Genomic DNA, 17068 nt, shown 5'->3' with positions numbered 1-17068 from the left:
TTGGAATGAGATTGGTTGCAACCGCGGCGGCCCCGCAGAAAAACGGGAGCCCTTGCGTAGAAGCCGCGATGCCGGAGCTACCGACCCTTCCAGTTCGGCGTGCGCTTGTTGAGGAAGGCGTCCATGCCCTCCCGGAAGTCTTCGCTCATATAGGCCTTGAGGATCAGGTCCTCGCCCTGTTCGCGCGACAGCGTCGGACGGATGCGGCGCACCGCTTCCTTGGTCGTCTCCAGGGTCAGCGGCGCGTGGCTCGCAACGAGCTTCGCAGTCTCATCGGCGCGGCGCTGCAGCGTCTCGACATCAGGCACGATTTCGGTAAGCAGGCCAAGCGACAGCGCTTCCTGCGCTTCAACGAGACGCGCCCTGAAGATCAGATCCTTGGTGCGGGCAGGTCCGACCAGCGCGACGACGCGGCTGATGTTCGACATCGACAGACAGTTGCCGAGCGTCCGCGCGATCGGGAAACCCATGCGCGTGGTCGCGGTGCCGATGCGCAGGTCGCAGCACGCAGCGATGCCGGCGCCGCCGCCGGTGCAGGCACCGGCGATGGCCGCGATCACGGGTACGCGGCACTGCTCGAGCGTGCCAAGCACGCGATCGATGCGTGCCTCGTAGTCAAGCGCATCCTGCGCCGTCTTGAAGGCGCGAAACTGCGAAATGTCGGTCCCGGAGGCAAACGCCTTGTCGCCGGCGCCGGTGAGGATCAGCGCCTTGATCGCGCGGTCGGCGTTGATCTCCTGGCATATCTCCGCCATGCGGTCATACATGGCGAAGGTCATGGCGTTGCGGGCCTGCGGGCGGTTGAAGGTGATCCGCGCGATGCCGTCCGTGACGGAGTAGAGCAGGTCTTCGTTGGCAGTCGGTGCGTTCATCGCGCGCTCATTCCTCTTCAGTCAGATAGATCAGGCCACCTGCGTCATCGGCGTTGCGTCGCGCCCCTTCAGGACGTCCATAGCTGCCAGCACGCCGCCGCTCCGGTGCGGAATCTTTGCGAGATCCAGGCCCATCTCGACACCGGCGAGTGTGCCCATCAGCATCAGATCGTTGAAATGGCCGATATGGCCGATGCGGAACACCTTGCCCTTGACCTTGTTCAGGCCGGTGCCGAGCGACATGTCGAAGTTCTCGAGCACCACCTTGCGGAAGGCGTCGGCGTCGTGTCCGTCAGGCACGCGCACGCCGGTCAACGCCGGCGAGTGCGCGGCAGGATCGGCGCACTGCGTCTCCAGGCCCCAGACCTTCACCGCCGCACGGGTCGCGGCGCTGTGGCGCTTGTGGCGTGACCAGACGTTCTCGAGCCCTTCCTCCTCGAGCATCCTGACCGCTTCACGCAGGCCCATCAGCAGATTGGTGGCGGGCGTATAGGGAAAAGTCCCGAGCTTGTTGAAGTTGATGACCTCCTGCCAGTCCCAATAGGAGCGCATGCTCTCGTTGGCTTTGGCAACGCTGAGCGCCTTCTCCGAGACGGCGTTGAAGCCGAGGCCCGGCGGCAACATCAGGCCCTTCTGGGAGCCCGCGACCGAGACGTCGATACCCCAGGCGTCGTGCTCGTACTCCATCGAGCCGAGGCCGGAGATGGTATCGACCATCAAGAGCGCCGGATGCTTGACGCGGTCGAGCAGCTTGCGCACCTCAAGCGGCGGTGTCACGCAGCCGGTCGAGGTCTCGTTATGGACGACGCAGACCGCCTTGATCGCGTGCTGCTTGTCGGCGGCGAGGCGCTTCTCGATCTCGGCGAGGTCGGCGCCATGGCGCCAGTCGCTCGGGATGAAGTCGACGGCGAGCTTGAACTTATCGGCGATGCCGCGCCACAGCACGGCGAACTGGCCGGTCTCGCACATCAACACCTTGTCGCCGGGCTTGAGCACGTTGACCATCGCCGCTTCCCAGGCGCCGGTCCCGGACGACGGGAAGATGATTACGGGCTGCTTGGTGCGGAACACCCGCTGCATCGCGGCCATCGCGGCAAAACCGAGCTCGGCGAATTCCGCGCCGCGATGGTCCAGCGTCGGCATGTCCATCGCCCGCAGCACGCGGTCGGGCACGTTGGTCGGCCCTGGAATCTGGAGAAAATGCCTTCCAGTGTGCACGGTCATAGGCGTCCTTCCCGGTCTTGAAGTCTGTCTTGGCTTTGCGTCTGGCGGCCCGATCCACGGGTCCGGCGCGCCGCTCGCATATCACTATTCGCCGGGCTTGTCCCTCGCCCGCGCGAGGCCGTCAATGCACAAGAAGCAGGGCTCGCCTTGCCAAGGGCGGCCACCGTAGGCAAGACGGGCTGGCAAACAGACGAGAGCGGATCATGGCGGCGGAAGTGGCCGGAAAATCACTGAAATTGGCCCCAAAGGACGGCCTGGCGGCGCGTCTGGCCCGCGAAACCAGCGGCGACGTCCTGTTCGACGGCTTCAGCCGCGGCCGCTATGCCACGGACGCCTCGTTCTACCAGATCATGCCCACGGGCGTGGTCGTCCCCAAAACCATGGACGAGGCGCTGCGGGCGCTGGCAATTGCCCGCGATGAGGGCGTGAGGGTCACCCCGCGCGGCGGTGGCACCTCGCAATGCGGCCAGACCGTCAATGACGGCCTCGTGGTCGACCTCTCGAAGCACCTCAACAAGATCCTGTCGCTCGACGTCGCCGGCCGCACCTGCGTAGTCGAGCCCGGCATCGTGCTCGACGACCTCAACCGCCAGCTCAAAAAGCACGGCCTGTGGTTTCCGGTCGATGTCTCGACCGCCTCCCGTGCCACCATCGGCGGCATGGCCGGCAACAATTCCTGCGGCGGCCGCTCGCTTCGCTACGGCACCATGCGCGACAACACGCTGTCTCTGGAGGCCGCACTCGCTGACGGCACGTTGAGCCGTTTCGGCGAGGTCTCGCGCGATCTCTCGGATGTCGACGCCGGCGAGAGCACGCGCGCGCTGTTCCGCGACATGCTCGATCTCGGCGCGCGCGAGGCCGACGAGATCGCGGCGCGCTTTCCAAAAGTCCAGCGCCGCGTCGGCGGCTACAATCTCGACGCGCTCACCCCGCGCAACGCGCGCAACAACATGGCGCATCTGCTGGTCGGCTCCGAAGGCACCCTCGCCTTCACCACCAAGGTCGAGTTGAAGCTGTGGCCCGTGATCCGCAACAAGGCGCTGGGCGTCTGCCATTTCGGCAGCTTTTACGAGGCGATGGATGCGGCCCAGCATCTGGTCAAGCTGAAGCCGATCGCGGTCGAGCTGGTCGACCGCACCATGATCGCGCTCGGCCGCGACATCGCGATGTTCAAGCCGATCATCTCCGCCGCGATCAAGGGCGATCCCGACGCCGTGCTGGTGGTCGAGTTCGCCGAGGAGGATCAGGCCGACAATCTGCTACGCCTGAAGCAGCTCGGCGAGCTCATGGGCGACCTCGGGTTCGGCTGGACCAACGATACCCGCAAATGGGGCGGCGTGGTCGAGATATCGGAACCCGCCCTGCAGAGCGGCATCGCCGATTTTCGCGCCGCCGGCCTCAACGTGATGATGTCGATGAAGCAGGAGGGCAAGCCGGTCTCCTTCGTCGAGGACTGCGCGGTGCCGCTGCCGCATCTCGCCGACTACACGGCGCGCCTGAACGAGGTGTTTGCGAAACACGGCACCAGCGGCACGATGTATGCGCACGCCTCCGAAGGCTGCCTGCATGTGCGCCCGGTACTTAATCTCAAGCTGGAAAAAGACGTCAAGGCGATGCGCGCGATCGCCGAGGAGGCGTTTGCATTGGTGCGCGAATACAAGGGATCGCATTCCGGCGAGCATGGCGACGGCCTGGTGCGCTCGGAATTCCACGAGAGCATGTTCGGTGAGCGGCTTGTCGCTGACTTCCGGGAGGTAAAGAGGCGCTTCGATCCCGCTGGCGTGCTCAACCCGGGCAAGATCGTCGATGCGCCCAGGATGGACGACCGCTCGCTGTTCCGCTTCAAGCCAGACTATCGCGTTGGCGAGCTGAAGACGAAGCTCGACTGGTCTGCCTGGCCCGGCGCCGGCGGCGGCTTCCAGGGCGCGGTCGAGATGTGCAACAACAACGGCGCCTGCCGCAAGCTCGAGGGGGGCGTGATGTGCCCGTCCTACCGCGCCACGCGCAACGAGAAGGATGTCACCCGAGGGCGCGCCAACACCTTGCGGCTCGCGATCTCCGGCCAGCTCGGCCCTGACGCGCTGTCCTCCGATGGAATGATGGAGACGCTGAAACTCTGCGTCTCCTGCAAGGCCTGCCGCCACGAATGCCCTGTTGGCGTCGACATGGCCAAGATGAAGATCGAGGTGCTGGCGGCGCGGGTCGCGTCTCACGGCTTGACGCTGCGCGACCGGCTGGTCGGCTATCTGCCGCGCTATGCGGGTATCGCCTCGCGCTTCGCGCCGCTGGCGAATTTGCGCAACCGCAGCGTCCTGCTGCGAAAGCTGTTCGAGCGTTGTGCGGGCATCAGCGCGCGCCGCGCCTTGCCTGCCTTCCGCAGCGATCCGTTCGCCCCGCCTGCGGAAGCGGTCGGACCCGTGGATGGGCGCGAGCTCGTGCTGTTCGCCGATACGTTCAATCGAATCTATGAGCGGGAAAACCTCGATGCCGCTCTGCGGGTGCTCGTCGCAGGCGGCTATCGCGTGCACATGCCAAAACCTGCGCGTGGAAACCGCGCGCTCTGCTGCGGCCGCACGTTCCTGTCCGCTGGTCTCGTCGATGAAGCCAGCTCCGAGCTCGACCGTCTCGTCGCCACCTTCGCGCCCTTCGCCGCACGCGGCGTGCCGATCGTCGGCCTGGAGCCGAGCTGCCTCCTGACGCTGCGCGACGAGCTGGCGGCGCTGCGCCAGGACAACGACGCCAGGGCGGTCGTTGCGCACGCACTCACTTTCGAGGAGTTTCTGGTGCGCGAGGCCGAAGCCGGCCAGCTGCAGTTGCCGCTCGGCGCGATCGCCGACAACGCCGTCGTGCACGGCCATTGCCATCAAAAATCCTTCGGGGCCCTCAGGCCGGTCGAGCAGGTGCTGCGGCTCGTCCCCGGCCTTGCGGTCGAGACCATCGATTCGAGCTGCTGCGGCATGGCCGGCGCGTTCGGTTATGGCGCCGACACATATGACGCCTCGATCGCGATGGCCGAGCTGTCGCTGCTGCCTGCCGTGCGCCGCGCCGACCAGACCACGTTGGTCGTTGCCGACGGCACGTCCTGCCGGCACCAGATCAAGGATGGTGCTCAACGCGAGGCGCTGCACGTCGCGCGCGTGCTAGCGATGAGCCTCGATCGCGCAGACACCAATTCAACTTCTCCAGCTGCAAAGGACCCCAGCCATGGCTGACCTCACCCTCGACACCGCCCGAAAAATCCTCGACGCCGCTTTCGCAAAGTCCACCGAGCTGAAGCTGAAGCCGCTGGTCGTCTCGATCCTGGACGCGCGCGGCGTGCTCAAGATCGCCGCCGCGCAGGACGGCACCAGCCTGATGCGCGCCGAGATCGCCCACGGCAAGGCCTATGGCGCCCTCGCGATGGGCATGGGCTCGCGCGCGCTGTACCAGCGGGCGCAGGAGCAGGCCTATTTCATCGACGCCGTGAACACCATCGTCAAGGGTGCGCTGGTGCCGGTCCCCGGCGGCGTGCTGATCATGGACGGCGCGACGCTGCTTGGCGCGGTGGGCGTATCCGGTGACACCTCGGACAATGACGAGGCTTGCGCGGTCGCCGGCATCCAGGCCGCGGGCCTGAAAGCCAACGCGGGGTAACCCACCCTACGCACCATCCCTTGCGCTACCCGACGGGCAAAACGCCCGATCCCTCGGTCAACCACCTCGCCGCAAAATATTCCACTTTACCGAATTTCGGTTTTGTCGTACACATTTCCCATCCTGATCCGGCGAAAAGGGCGGTCGTACGTCGTCACGAACCGCGGATCGGGCTGCGGTGGACGCGAGCAGCGCCGTCGCGGATGCGAGTTGCAGGGCGGGGCGATGGATTGAGCCGAACCCCGTGAGCACCTCGCAAGCCGCGTTGTACGAACGGCGCTCGATGCTGGTGAGGCCCTCGGGCGAAGACGCCCTGGGCTGAGCGGGAAGCTCGCGTACGGCAAAACCGTGTGGTCCTGGCCGTCGTCGCTACGGCCAAGTCTTGCGGATGCGGCATAGCGCCAACCGGCGCGGTGCCGGTAACTTCCGTCGGGCGAGGGAGGCCAGAAGGAATTCGGCTCCCGGGAGAGCACGGCATAAGCCGTCCAACCACTGCGCAGGGAAGGCCGTGTGTTCGGCTACACCTGTATGCTGCTGTGCGGCTCCTTCTGCGCTACACCTCGCGCAGCGGACCGCGGGTGCGAGGTCAGCACCCGGCCTTCCCTGCGCCCTTCGTTTTCAGAGGGCGTGAAGCGAAGCGCAAACCTCGGGCGGATCGGGCCGCGAGGCGGCGAAAGTGTGTCTGCAAGTCAAGGTGCGAACTGGAAGGGCGAGGCTGCTGCCTCATACTCCGTCATTGCAAGCGCAGCGAAGCAATCCAGACTGTCACCTCGGAGGGATTCTGGATTGCTTCGCTGCGCTCGCAATGACGAGGAGACAGCAGCGAGCGCCGCCCCCTCACCTCCCCGTCCAGACCGGCTTGCGCTTCTCGCTGAACGCTTTCAGGCCCTCCTTGGCATCCTCGGTCATCGCGAGCAATGCGATCTGGCTTTCGGTATAGGCAATGCTCTCGTCGAACGACATCGAGGCGATGGCGCGCATGGCGTATTTGCCGCGGCGGATCGCGGTCGGGGATTTGTCGACGATGCGCCCGATCAGCCAGTCGACCTTGGCGTCGAGCTCGGCCGTGGGCACGACGTAATTCAACAGGCCCGCATCCTTTGCGGCCCCCGCGTCGAACGGCTCGCCGGTCAGCGCCCATTCATTGATCAGGCGCCGCGGTGCGATCTCCTGCAACAGGCTCAACACCTGCATCGGAAACACGCCGACTTTCACTTCCGGCAGGCCGAAGATCACATGATCGGCTGCAACCGCCATGTCGGTCATGCAAAGAAGCCCCATGCCGCCGGCCATGCAGACGCCGCCCACACGCGCGATCGCGGGCTTGGTCGCGTTCTGCGCCAGGCGCAACAGATCGGCATAGTCGACATTTGGCCTGGAATGATCCATCGCGAAAGCCGCACCGGAATTCTGCAAGTCGGCGCCGGCGCAAAACGCCTTGTCGCCCGCGCCCGTCAGCACGATGACACGGACGTCCTTGTTCTCATGCGCGTCGCGATAGCCGCGTGCGATGCCGGCGATGACGTCGCCGTTGAGCGCGTTGCGCTTCTCCGGCCGGTTGATGGTGATCCAGAACGCCTGCCCGCGCTTCTCGGTGATGACGGCTGTGATGTCGGTCATGACGCTTGATCCTCGCTCCAGGTCTGCAGCCATTTGCGGCAGCTCCGGAGCGAGGTGCAAGGGCAATCTGAAGGGCAGCGGCGTTTTAGCGCCTCGACGCAAATCTGCGGCTCAGGTCGCAGCCGCTTTCCTGATCCAGACCTTGTTGTCGTGGAACGCAGCGCCACCGATCGGGGCAATGGTGTCCGCACCGGTCAGCATGTTGATGCCGAGGCCGCCGATATGATTCTTGTTGGGATGCACGGACTCCGCGATCAGCACGCCGCGGCGCACGCCGTCGAACAGCACGGCAATCAGCGTGGTCTCCCCTCTGTTATTGCCGAGCGTCACGGCATCGCCACCGGCGATGTCGAGTGCGGCGGCATCGAGCGGATGGATCATCACGCTCGCTCTGCCTTCGCGCGCCTGCGAGGACGGGGTCTCGTTGAAGGTGGTGTTGAGGAAGCTGCGCGACGGGCTGGTCGCAAGGCGGAATGGATGAGCCAGATCGGTGTGCTCGATCACGGCCCAATGATCCGGCAGGCCAGGCATCTTGTCGAAATCACCCATGGCCTGGCCGAACGGCGGATGCGCCCAATCTGCCCTAAAGTGGAATTTCTTGTCGGGATGAGCGAAGCCATCGAGATAATGCGAAGTGCGGAAGTCCGGCTGCAGATCGCGCCAGATGTCGGCTTCGAGACCGGCGATGTCGCCGTGATCGCTGAGCTTCAGCGTCGTGTCGATCAACTCGCGCGCCGTGAGCTCGAAGCCGGGATGCTTGGCGCCAAGCCGCGGCGCCAGCGCCTGCAACAGCTGATGATTGGAGCGGCATTCGCCGGGCGGATCGATCAGCTTGGGACCGACCGAGATATGCTGGTGGCCGCCGCCGTAATAGAGATCGTCATGCTCCATGAACATGGTCGCCGGCAGCACGATGTCGGCCATCTCAGCCGTCTCGGTCATGAACTGCTCGTGCACGGCGACGAACAGATCCTCGCGCGCAAAGCCCTGGCGCACCAGCGCCTGCTCCGGCGCCACCGTCATCGGGTTGGTGTTCTGGATCAGCATCGCCTTGACCGGGCCCTTGCCGAGCAGGGCCTCGGCATCGCCGGTGAGGATCCGGCCGACCTGCGATTGGTCGAGGGCGCGGACCGACCTGTCGAGCGCGTCGTGGCCTTCGATGACGGATTCGTTGAAGTGCCACAACGCGTAATTGTTGAAGAACGCGCCGCCGCCTTCGTACTGCCAGGCGCCGGTCACGGCGGGAATGCAGTTCGCGGCGTGCATCTGCATCGCGCCATTGCGCGAACGCGTGAAGCCATAGCCGAGGCGGAAAAAGGTCCGCTTGGTCTCGCCGACCGCCTTGGCAAAGGCCTCGATCTCCGCCACCGGCACGCCGCAGATTCCCGACGCCCATACGGGATTGCGTGTCTTCAGATGCGCCTCGAGTTCGGCGGGACAGTCGGTGTACTTGTCCATGTAGGCACGATCGGCATAGCCGTCGCGGAACAGAACATGCATGACGCCGCAGGCGAACGCGCCGTCGGTGCCGGGCCGCAGCAGGATCTTGATGTCGGCCTGCTTCATGGTTTCGTTGTCGTAGATGTCGACCGCTGCGATTTTCGCGCCGCGCTCCTTGCGGGCCCGCGCGGCATGCGTCATCACGTTGACCTGGGTGTTGACGGGATTGGTGCCCCAGATCACGACGAGATCGGACAGCGCCATCTCGCGCGGATCGACGCCGGCGATCTTGCCGGTGCCGACGGCAAAGCCGATGCGGCCGACATTGGCGCAGATGGTCTGGTAGAAGCGCGAGTATTTTTTCACATGCGTGAGACGGTTGAGACCGTCACGCATCACCAGCCCCATCGTGCCGGCGTAATAGTACGGCCAGATCGATTCCGCGCCGAAATCGCGCTCGGCCTGGTTGAAGCGATCGGCGATCTCGTCGAGCGCCTCGTCCCAGCTGATGCGCGCAAACTGGCCGGAGCCCTTCGGCCCGGTGCGGCGCATCGGATACATCACCCGTTCGGGATGATGGATGCGCTCGGCGTAGCGTGCGACCTTGGCGCAGACCACGCCGGCCGTATAGGTCTGCTTTTTCGAACCGCGGACACGGCCGATGCTACGGCCTTCGACCACCTCGACATCGAGCGCGCAGGCCGATGGGCAATCGTGCGGACAGGTGGAGTGGCGAATCTCGATCTTGGCGTGCTGGTTCATGTCCGATTTCGTAACATCAAAATACCTGCGAGCCGAGGGCATTTATCCGGCAACGCCCATGCAAAATGCTCAAACCGCACGCGCCTCATGTGCTTGCCGCGTCCGCAAAATGCCCTGCGGCCACACCGAAATTGGTCCGATGTCGCCGATACAATCGACTTTGTGAGACGTCGACAGTTCGCGCCCGCAGCCGTTACAGTGGCAGCCAACAAGAGCGAGGTCAGGGAGGTGGGCGTGACTGCTCGACATCTAATTTCGGTGCTCGTCGCCGGCCTGCTCGCTGCCTTCTCCGCAAGCCGGTGCTTGGCACAGGATTATCCTGCGCACCCTGTCCGCATTGTCGTGCCCTTCGGCGCCGGCGGACCGGCCGACGTTTCTGCGCGGCTGATCGGCCAGGGGCTCCAGCAGCGCTTTGGCCAGCCGTTCGTGATCGAGAACCGCACCGGCGCGGGCGGCGTCATCGGCACCGTCGAGGCGGCGAAATCGCCGGCCGACGGCTACACGTTGCTCATGATGTCCAACACGCAGACGGCGAATGAATCGCTGCTGACGCCGGAGCAGCGCAAATACGACCTGATGCGCGACCTCGCGCCGATCGCGCCGGTGAGCTATTCCGATCTCGTCATCGTGGTGAATCCGCAAGTCCCGGCGAAGACGCTCCAGGAATTCATCGCGCTCGCCAAGTCGCAGCCGGGTAAATTGAACTACGCGTCCTCCGGTCAGGGCACCCCGTACCACATGGCCGGCGAGCTGTTCAAAGCTATGGCCGGCATCGATGTCGTTCATGTGCCCTACCGCAACAGCGGCGAGGCGCGCAGCGGCGTGATAGGAGGCCAGGTGCAGATGATGATCGACGCGCTGCCGGCGATGGCGCCCAATATCGGCGAGAACCAGGTCCGTGCGCTCGCGACCACCGGCCAGCAGCGCTCGGCGGTGCTCCCGAACGTGCCGATCGCTGGCGAAGCAGGCGTTCCCGGTTACGAGGCGACAATCTGGCTCGGCCTGATGGCGCCGGCGGGTACGCCAAAGCCTGTCATCGACAAGCTCAATTCAGCCGTCAACGCGCTGGTGAAGCGACCAGACATCATCAAGCTCTGGACCGAGCAGGGTGCCGTGCCCATGTCGATGACACCAGAGGAATTCGAGAAGTTCCTGCGAGGCGACATCGCGAAATGGGCCGATGTCGTCAAGAAGTTCGAGAAGTCATGAGCCATGCCGATCATGCCCGATATTCAGTTCAAGCTTAACGGAGCTGCAGTCTCCGTTGATGTCGATCCGGATCAGACGCTGCTCGACGTGCTGCGCAGCCGGCTCGGAATCACCAGTCCGCATTTCGGCTGCGGCGCCGGTGAATGCGGGGCATGTCACGTCCTGGTCGGCGGCCATGCGATGGCCTCCTGCGATATGCCGATGTGGTCGGCGGCGGACAAGGACATCGTCACGGTGGAAGGCCTCGGGACGATGGAGCGACCGCACCCGTTGCAACGCGCCTTCATCGCCGAACAGGCGATGCAATGCGGCTATTGCGTCTCGGGCATCCTGATCAGCGCTGCGGCGCTGCTCGAACGTAATCCGTCGCCGGCGGAGGCCGAGGTCAGGGCTGCACTCGATCGCAATCTGTGCCGCTGCGGGTCGCATAACCGCATGGTCCGCGCGGTGCTGCGGGCGGCATCGGAGATGGCGGCATCATGACCGCGCCGCCCCCTGCTCCGAAACTGCCGGTCAGCCTGGCGGCCAATCCAAGGCTGTCGTCATGGGTGCGGTTCGCCAGCGAAGGCCGCGTGGCGATTTCGCCTGGCAAGGTCGAGATCGGCCAGGGCATCGTCACGGCACTGGCGCAGATTGCCGCTGATGAGCTCGACGTCGGCGTCAGCCGCATCGAGATGATCCGCACCTCGACGGCTGCGAGCCCAAATGAGGGAGTCACCTCCGGCAGCCTGTCGATCCAGCAATCCGGCCGCGCGCTACGCCACGTTTGCGCCGAGGTGCGCCGGCGCTTCCTCGCAGCAGCAGCGGAGCGTCTCGGCGTCGACGCGGCGCTGCTTGGTATCGACGACGGCACGATCTCGGGCCCCGGCAACATCAGGACCAGCTATTGGGAGCTGTCGGGAGAGGTGTCGCTCGACCACGATGCCGTTGCGGGCACTGTGGCAAAGACCATTGCCAAACGCGCCGTCGCCGGACATTCGGTCCAGCGCGTCGACATTCCCGACAAGGTGTTCGCGCGGCCGCGCTTCATCCACGATCATGCGCGGCCGGGGATGTTGCACGGACGCGTGCTGCGGCCGGACGTCGCCGGCGCGAGGCTGGTCGCGCTCGACGAAGCGGCCGCACGCGCCGTGTCCGCACCGGCCACGATCGTCCGCGACGGCGGCTTTGCGGGCGTCGCCGCCGACAGCGAGGCCGCCGCGGAAGCTGCGCTGAAAGCCTTACGCAAGGGCGCGACGTGGTCGGCCGGCGAGGCACTGCCCGATGAGAATGATCCGGCTGGTTTCCTACGAAGTCAGCCGGTCGAGACCACGGTCATCGACACCAGGGCAGCGGCTGCGGGAATGGCGACCCGCACGCTCCGCCGGCAGTACACCCGCCCCTATATCGCGCACGCCTCGCTCGCGCCGTCATGTGCCATGGCGCAATGGGATGGTGACCGGGTGCATGTCTGGACGCACAGCCAGGGCGTTTATCCGCTCCGCGCCGACCTCGCCATCGTGCTCAAGCTGCCGACCGAAAACATCGTCGTCGAGCACATGGAGGGCGCGGGCTGCTACGGGCATAATGCGGCCGACGATGTCGCGCTCGACGCCGTGCTGCTGGCGAAAGCCGCTGGCGGCCACCCGGTCCGGGTGCAATGGTCGCGCCGCGACGAGATGTCCCACGCACCGTTTGGTGCGGCGATGGCGATCGAGATCGAGGCCGATCTGGATGCCGACGACGAAATCGTCGGCTGGCGCCATGCGATCTGGAGCAATGGACATACCGCACGGCCTGGGCGTGCCGCGCAGCCCGCACTGCTGGCTGCAAGCGAGATCACAAATCCCTATCCGCGCATGACCTCGACAAATCCACCCGTTGCCAACGGTGGCGGCAGTGACCGCAACGCCGTTCCGCTCTACGATCTCCCGGCCTGGACCATCACGAGCCATCGCCTGCTGACCATGCCGGTGCGCACCTCGTCGCTGCGGACCCTCGGCGCGCAGGGCAACGTGTTCGCGATCGAATCCTTACTCGACGAGATCGCCGCCTTGCGCGGCGAAGATCCGATCTCGTTCCGTCTGCGGCACCTCAGGGATGAGCGCGCACGCGACGTCGTCCGCGCGGCGGCGCGACGCGCCGGCTGGAAGCCTGAGAGACGATCCGGCATCGGACATGGCGTGGGCTTTGCCCGGTACAAGAACAGCGGCGCCTATTGCGCTGCAATCGCTGAGATCGAAAGCGCCGAGGATATCCGCGTCAGACGGCTGACCCTTGCGGTCGATGTCGGCGAAGCCATCAACCCGGACGGCGTCATCAACCAGATCGAGGGCGGCGCCATCCAGGCAACGAGCTGGGTGCTGAAAGAGCGCGTTCGCTTCGACCGCACGCACATCACCTCGACATCCTGGACGGACTATCCGATCCTGACCTTCAGCGAGGTCCCGGCAGTGGATGTGGAAATCATCCAGCGATCGGAGATCGAGCCGGTCGGTGCCGGCGAAGCCGCGCATGGCCCGGTGACGGCGGCCATCGCCAATGCGGTCCAGGATTGCCTCGGAATACGCATCCGCGACCTGCCGATCACGCGGGACAAAATCATCGCAGCCATGGAGCGTGCACCGTGACCACAGTGAACATTTTGAGCGGCGGCGCGGCGCAGGGCCTGGTGCGTGGCCTCGGCAACGCCTTCAAGGCGCAGACCGGCTTTGACATCGACGGCGCGTTCGGCGCGGTCGGCGTGATGGCGGACAAGCTGCGTGCGAGCACCCCGGCAGATGTCGTGATCCTGACGCAGGCCCTGCTTGCAAAACTCGCTGCGGAGAAGCTTGTTGTCCCCTCCTCGATCGCCGATCTCGGGCGCGTGGAGACTGCCCTCGCCGTCCGCAGTCGCGATGCCAAGGCGATCGTCAGGACCGAAGCCGACCTGCGCGAGGTCCTGCGCTCCGCGGACGCCATCTACGTCCCTGATACCCAGGCCTCGACCGCGGGCCAGCACGTCGCAAAGCTGCTGGATCAGCTCGGCATCTCCTATGAGGTCACATCGCGCGTGAAGATCTTTCCGAACGGCGCAGCGGCCATGCGCGAACTGGCGGCATGCGCCGCGACGCGGCCGATCGGATGCACCCAGGCGACCGAGATCATCGCGACCGCAGGCGTTGTGCTGTCGGGCTCACTGCCACCGGGGTGCGAGCTGGTGACGATGTATACGACCGGCATCGCCATGCAGGCCGCGCATCCGAAGCAAGCGGCGGCGCTGATCGCACTGCTGACCGGGGCTGACCAGAGGGAGCTGCGCCAGCGCGTCGGCTTTGCAGGCTAGATGCGAACCTCATTTGTGCAGCTGCGTGAGACCGGTCGGCGGGCCGTCGACCCCGGTCCAGCCGCCGTCGACGAACAGCGTGCTGCCGCTGACATAGCTCGCAGCATCCGAAGCGAGATAGGCGACGGCTGTCGCGACCTCGTCGGCACTGCTCCAACGATTGAACACCGTGTGGCCCGCATACAGATTGTAGATGTCGGGCCGCTGCTTGAACGGGCTGGTCAGCGCAGTCTCCACGATGCTCGGCGCGATCGCGTTGACGCGCACGCCGGCATGCCCGACCTCGGAGGCAAAGCCCTTCACCAGAAGGCCGATCGCAGCCTTGGTCGAGCCGTAGACACCGAGGCCCGGCTCGATGGTCACCGCGCGCACCGAGGAGCACGCGATGATGCTGCCGCCCTTCTGCTCGACCATGATGCGGCCGAAGGCCTGGAAGAACCAGACGGTGCCCTTGACGTTGAGGTTCAGGACGCGATCGAGGTCCTCCTCGGTGTAGTCGAGAATCGTCTTGCGGATGTTGAGCCCGGGCGTCGTCACGGCGATGTCAAGCCGCGGAAATTTGTGCATCACGGTTTTGGCGAGCGCGTTGACATCGGCGGCGCCAGCAGCGTCGCACCCTGCGGCCTCGGCCCAGCCGCCCTTCTCCCGAATGCCCGCAGCTGTCGCCTCCGCGGCGTCAAGCGCGTGATCGGCGCAAACGACCTGCGCACCAAGTCCGGCCAGCGCCTCGGCGGACGATTTGCCGATGCCCGATGCGGCCCCGAGCACCACGGCCGTCTTGCCGGTGAGATCGAAGAGCTTGCGATATTCAGTCACGGTTACATCCTTTTCTTGTTGCGGTCAGGTCGCTTGTTGCGAACCAAGCGGCCGGGATACGAGAGGTTCAAATACAACGTTCGCGTCCCCGGCGATCGCCTCATCAATCTAAAAACGGCATCGATCGATACTCGCTTCAACTTGGACTCCTTGCTCGGCGCGCCCTTAGGAAGGCGAACGGGGAAATGGATCCAGGGAGGGGCGCTTGAGCGCGGAATTATCCGTCATCGTCGCCAGAGAAATCTCGCGCTGGGCTTTCGGCGCGAGAACCGCTGCCGCTTGCTGCAGCGCAACAGGGACACCCCCTCCTAATCTCCTAGTTGATCTTCTCGCAAACCGCTTCATATACTAATATATCAATTTACAGAGCACGCATGCCCGTCCGCTCGACGAAGACAACGGAAGCCGCGGCTTCAGCCATGACCAGTCCTCGCCGCGGTAAGCCACCCCAGCGAGCGACGGCTTCGGCGCGTATCTACAGCGAGCTGCGCGGCGAGCTGGTCTCGATGCGTCGCAGGCCGGGCGAGGTGATCTCGGAATCCGAGATCGCGCTCAGCTTCGGCGTCAGCCGCACGCCGGTGCGCGAAGCGATTCTCAAGCTTTCCGACGAAGGCCTGCTGGACGTTTTTCCGCAGTCCGGCATCTTCGTGTCCCGCATCCCGCTCGCCGCCCTGCCCGAGGCCATCATCATCCGCAAGGCGCTGGAGGAGACCACCGCGCGCTTCGCGGCCGAACGCGCCACGACGAGTCAGATCCTGCAATTGCGGTCGATCGTGGAACGCCAGCGGGAGGCCGATGAAGCTGGAGACCGCACCGCGTTTCATCAGGCCGATGAGCTGTTCCACGCCACCATCGCCGATGTCGCCAGACATCCCGGGATCTGGACGCTGATCCTGCATGTAAAGATGCATGTCGATCGTTATCGCCAACTGACGCTGCCGGTCGCCGGACGCATGACGCAGGTCATCGCAGAGCACGAACCGATCCTCGCGGCGATCGAGGCGCACGATCCGCAACGTGCAGGGATTGCGATGGAGCGCCATCTCGACCGGCTGCTTCGCGACATCTCGGAGACGCAACATACCAATCCGGAGTTTTTCGCCAGCACAGAGTGACCGGCTTTCCGGTCAACAAGACGACACAAAGAACTAATGAGGGAGACGACCATGCTACGCCGTGACTTCATCAAATTGAGCGCCGGACTGGGAGCTGCCACGCTGGCTCCGATCTCGTCGGGCCACGCCCAGACCAAGGCCGTCTTCAAGGCCGCTGACGTGCAGCCGGTCGGCTATCCGACAGTCGCCGCCGTCGAGAACATGGGCAAGAAGCTCGCCGAGGCAACCCAGGGCCGCCTCTCGATCCAGACCTATCCCTCCGCGCAACTTGGCGCCGAGAAGGAAACGATCGAGCAAACCCAGATCGGCGCGATCCAGATGCTGCGCGTCAGCGCCGGCGCCGTCGGTCCGATCGTCGACGACATCAACGTCGTCAACATGCCGTTCCTGTTCAAGAACGTGGCGCAATCCTGGAAGATGATGGACGGCGAGGTCGGCCAGGAGCTGCTCGACAAGATCACCGCGAGCCCCAACGCCAATCTGGTCGGCCTGTGCTGGATGGATTCCGGTGCACGCAGCTTCTACAACACCAAGCACCCCATCAAATCGGTCGCCGACGTTCACGGCCTGAAGCTTCGCGTGATCGGCAACCCGATCTTCATCGACATGGTCAATGCGCTTGGCGGCAACGGCATCGCGATGGGCTATGACCAGGTATTCTCCTCGCTGCAGACCGGCGTGATCGACGGCGCCGAGAACAACCCGCCGAGCTACGTTTTCAGCAACCACTACACCGTGGCGAAATACTACTCGCTGACGGAGCATCTGATCATCCCCGAGATTCTCTGCTTCTCCAAGCGGTCCTGGACCGCGCTGTCCGCCGACGACCAGGCGCTGATCAAGAAGTTCGCCCGCGAGGCGCAGCTCGAGGAGCGCGAGCTCTGGAAGAAGTACGAAACGACCGCGATGGAGAAGGCCAAGGCCGCTGGCTGCGAGATCGTGGAGATTGCCGACAAGAAGCCATTCCAGGATGCGGTCAAGCCGGTGTGGGACAAGTATGGTCCGAAATACCAGGCCATGATCCAGCGCATCCAGACGCTCTGAACGTTCTCGAACCAAAGCCGAAGCGCGAC

At 64.9% G+C, this 17068-nt stretch carries 13 protein-coding genes; 8 read left to right on the top strand and 5 right to left on the bottom strand.

Going from position 1 to position 17068, the window contains the following annotated elements:
* Positions 1 to 77: 77 nt before the first annotated feature.
* Both ACVWZ4_RS23230 and ACVWZ4_RS23225 read right to left on the bottom strand, forming a co-directional pair.
* Positions 78 to 872 (bottom strand): enoyl-CoA hydratase/isomerase family protein, encoded by a 795-nt coding sequence (locus tag ACVWZ4_RS23230; RefSeq protein ID WP_456704705.1) that lies wholly within the window; start codon positions 870 to 872, stop codon positions 78 to 80.
* Positions 873 to 902: 30 nt separating this feature from the next.
* Positions 903 to 2096: a pyridoxal-phosphate-dependent aminotransferase family protein gene (locus tag ACVWZ4_RS23225; RefSeq protein ID WP_456741275.1), complete on the bottom strand. Its 1194-nt coding sequence runs from the start codon at positions 2094 to 2096 to the stop codon at positions 903 to 905.
* A 203-nt stretch (positions 2097 to 2299) separates the two neighbouring features.
* Here ACVWZ4_RS23225 and ACVWZ4_RS23220 point away from each other — a divergent pair, with 203 nt between their 5' ends.
* Together ACVWZ4_RS23220 and ACVWZ4_RS23215 are read left to right on the top strand one after the other, a co-directional pair.
* Entirely contained in the window at positions 2300 to 5308 is a 3009-nt protein-coding gene (locus ACVWZ4_RS23220) for an FAD-binding and (Fe-S)-binding domain-containing protein (protein ID WP_456735794.1), read from the top strand.
* On the top strand, positions 5301 to 5729 hold the full coding sequence (locus tag ACVWZ4_RS23215) for a GlcG/HbpS family heme-binding protein (protein ID WP_456735795.1): 429 nt from the start codon (positions 5301 to 5303) through the stop codon (positions 5727 to 5729). Before ACVWZ4_RS23220 ends, ACVWZ4_RS23215 begins: the two co-directional genes overlap by 8 nt.
* 837 nt (positions 5730 to 6566) lie before the next feature.
* Here the strand turns inward: ACVWZ4_RS23215 and ACVWZ4_RS23210 are convergent.
* Positions 6567 to 7349 carry an enoyl-CoA hydratase/isomerase family protein gene (locus tag ACVWZ4_RS23210; protein ID WP_456704709.1) on the bottom strand — a complete coding sequence of 261 codons (783 nt, stop codon included), beginning with the start codon at positions 7347 to 7349 and terminating at the stop codon, positions 6567 to 6569.
* 111 nt (positions 7350 to 7460) lie between these two features.
* Positions 7461 to 9551, bottom strand: a complete 2091-nt coding sequence (locus ACVWZ4_RS23205; protein WP_456735796.1) for a molybdopterin-dependent oxidoreductase — start codon at positions 9549 to 9551, stop codon at positions 7461 to 7463.
* Between the two features lie 228 nt (positions 9552 to 9779).
* Between ACVWZ4_RS23205 and ACVWZ4_RS23200 the strand changes: the two genes are divergently transcribed.
* Genes ACVWZ4_RS23200 through ACVWZ4_RS23185 form a run of 4 tightly spaced genes read left to right on the top strand, consistent with a single transcriptional unit; the run spans position 9780 to position 14064 of the window.
* Complete coding sequence (locus ACVWZ4_RS23200) at positions 9780 to 10760, top strand: Bug family tripartite tricarboxylate transporter substrate binding protein (protein ID WP_456738199.1); 981 nt, start codon at positions 9780 to 9782, stop codon at positions 10758 to 10760.
* Positions 10761 to 10772: 12 nt separating this feature from the next.
* On the top strand, positions 10773 to 11243 hold the full coding sequence (locus ACVWZ4_RS23195; protein ID WP_456705333.1) for a (2Fe-2S)-binding protein: 471 nt from the start codon (positions 10773 to 10775) through the stop codon (positions 11241 to 11243).
* On the top strand, positions 11240 to 13369 hold the full coding sequence (locus ACVWZ4_RS23190; RefSeq protein ID WP_456741274.1) for a molybdopterin cofactor-binding domain-containing protein: 2130 nt from the start codon (positions 11240 to 11242) through the stop codon (positions 13367 to 13369). The genes ACVWZ4_RS23195 and ACVWZ4_RS23190 overlap by 4 nt, the downstream gene beginning before the upstream one ends.
* The gene (locus tag ACVWZ4_RS23185) at positions 13366 to 14064 is read left to right on the top strand and encodes a molybdate ABC transporter substrate-binding protein (RefSeq protein WP_456741273.1); all 699 of its coding nucleotides are present in this window, start codon (positions 13366 to 13368) and stop codon (positions 14062 to 14064) included. Before ACVWZ4_RS23190 ends, ACVWZ4_RS23185 begins: the two co-directional genes overlap by 4 nt.
* Positions 14065 to 14073: 9 nt before the next feature.
* Here the strand turns inward: ACVWZ4_RS23185 and ACVWZ4_RS23180 are convergent, their stop codons facing one another.
* On the bottom strand, positions 14074 to 14880 hold the full coding sequence (locus ACVWZ4_RS23180; RefSeq protein WP_456741272.1) for an SDR family NAD(P)-dependent oxidoreductase: 807 nt from the start codon (positions 14878 to 14880) through the stop codon (positions 14074 to 14076).
* Between the two features lie 419 nt (positions 14881 to 15299).
* Between ACVWZ4_RS23180 and ACVWZ4_RS23175 the strand changes: the two genes are divergently transcribed.
* Positions 15300 to 15995: a GntR family transcriptional regulator gene (locus ACVWZ4_RS23175; RefSeq protein WP_456704715.1), complete on the top strand. Its 696-nt coding sequence runs from the start codon at positions 15300 to 15302 to the stop codon at positions 15993 to 15995.
* Positions 15996 to 16046: 51 nt separating this feature from the next.
* Positions 16047 to 17039: a TRAP transporter substrate-binding protein gene (gene dctP / locus ACVWZ4_RS23170; protein WP_092228979.1), complete on the top strand. Its 993-nt coding sequence runs from the start codon at positions 16047 to 16049 to the stop codon at positions 17037 to 17039.
* The last annotated feature ends 29 nt before the right edge of the window (positions 17040 to 17068 follow it).

The sequence above is a fragment of the Bradyrhizobium sp. USDA 4472 genome (genome assembly GCF_054058595.1).
The sequence above is the reverse complement of the archived record's forward strand: the minus strand, read 5'-3'. Positions and strand labels throughout refer to the sequence as shown.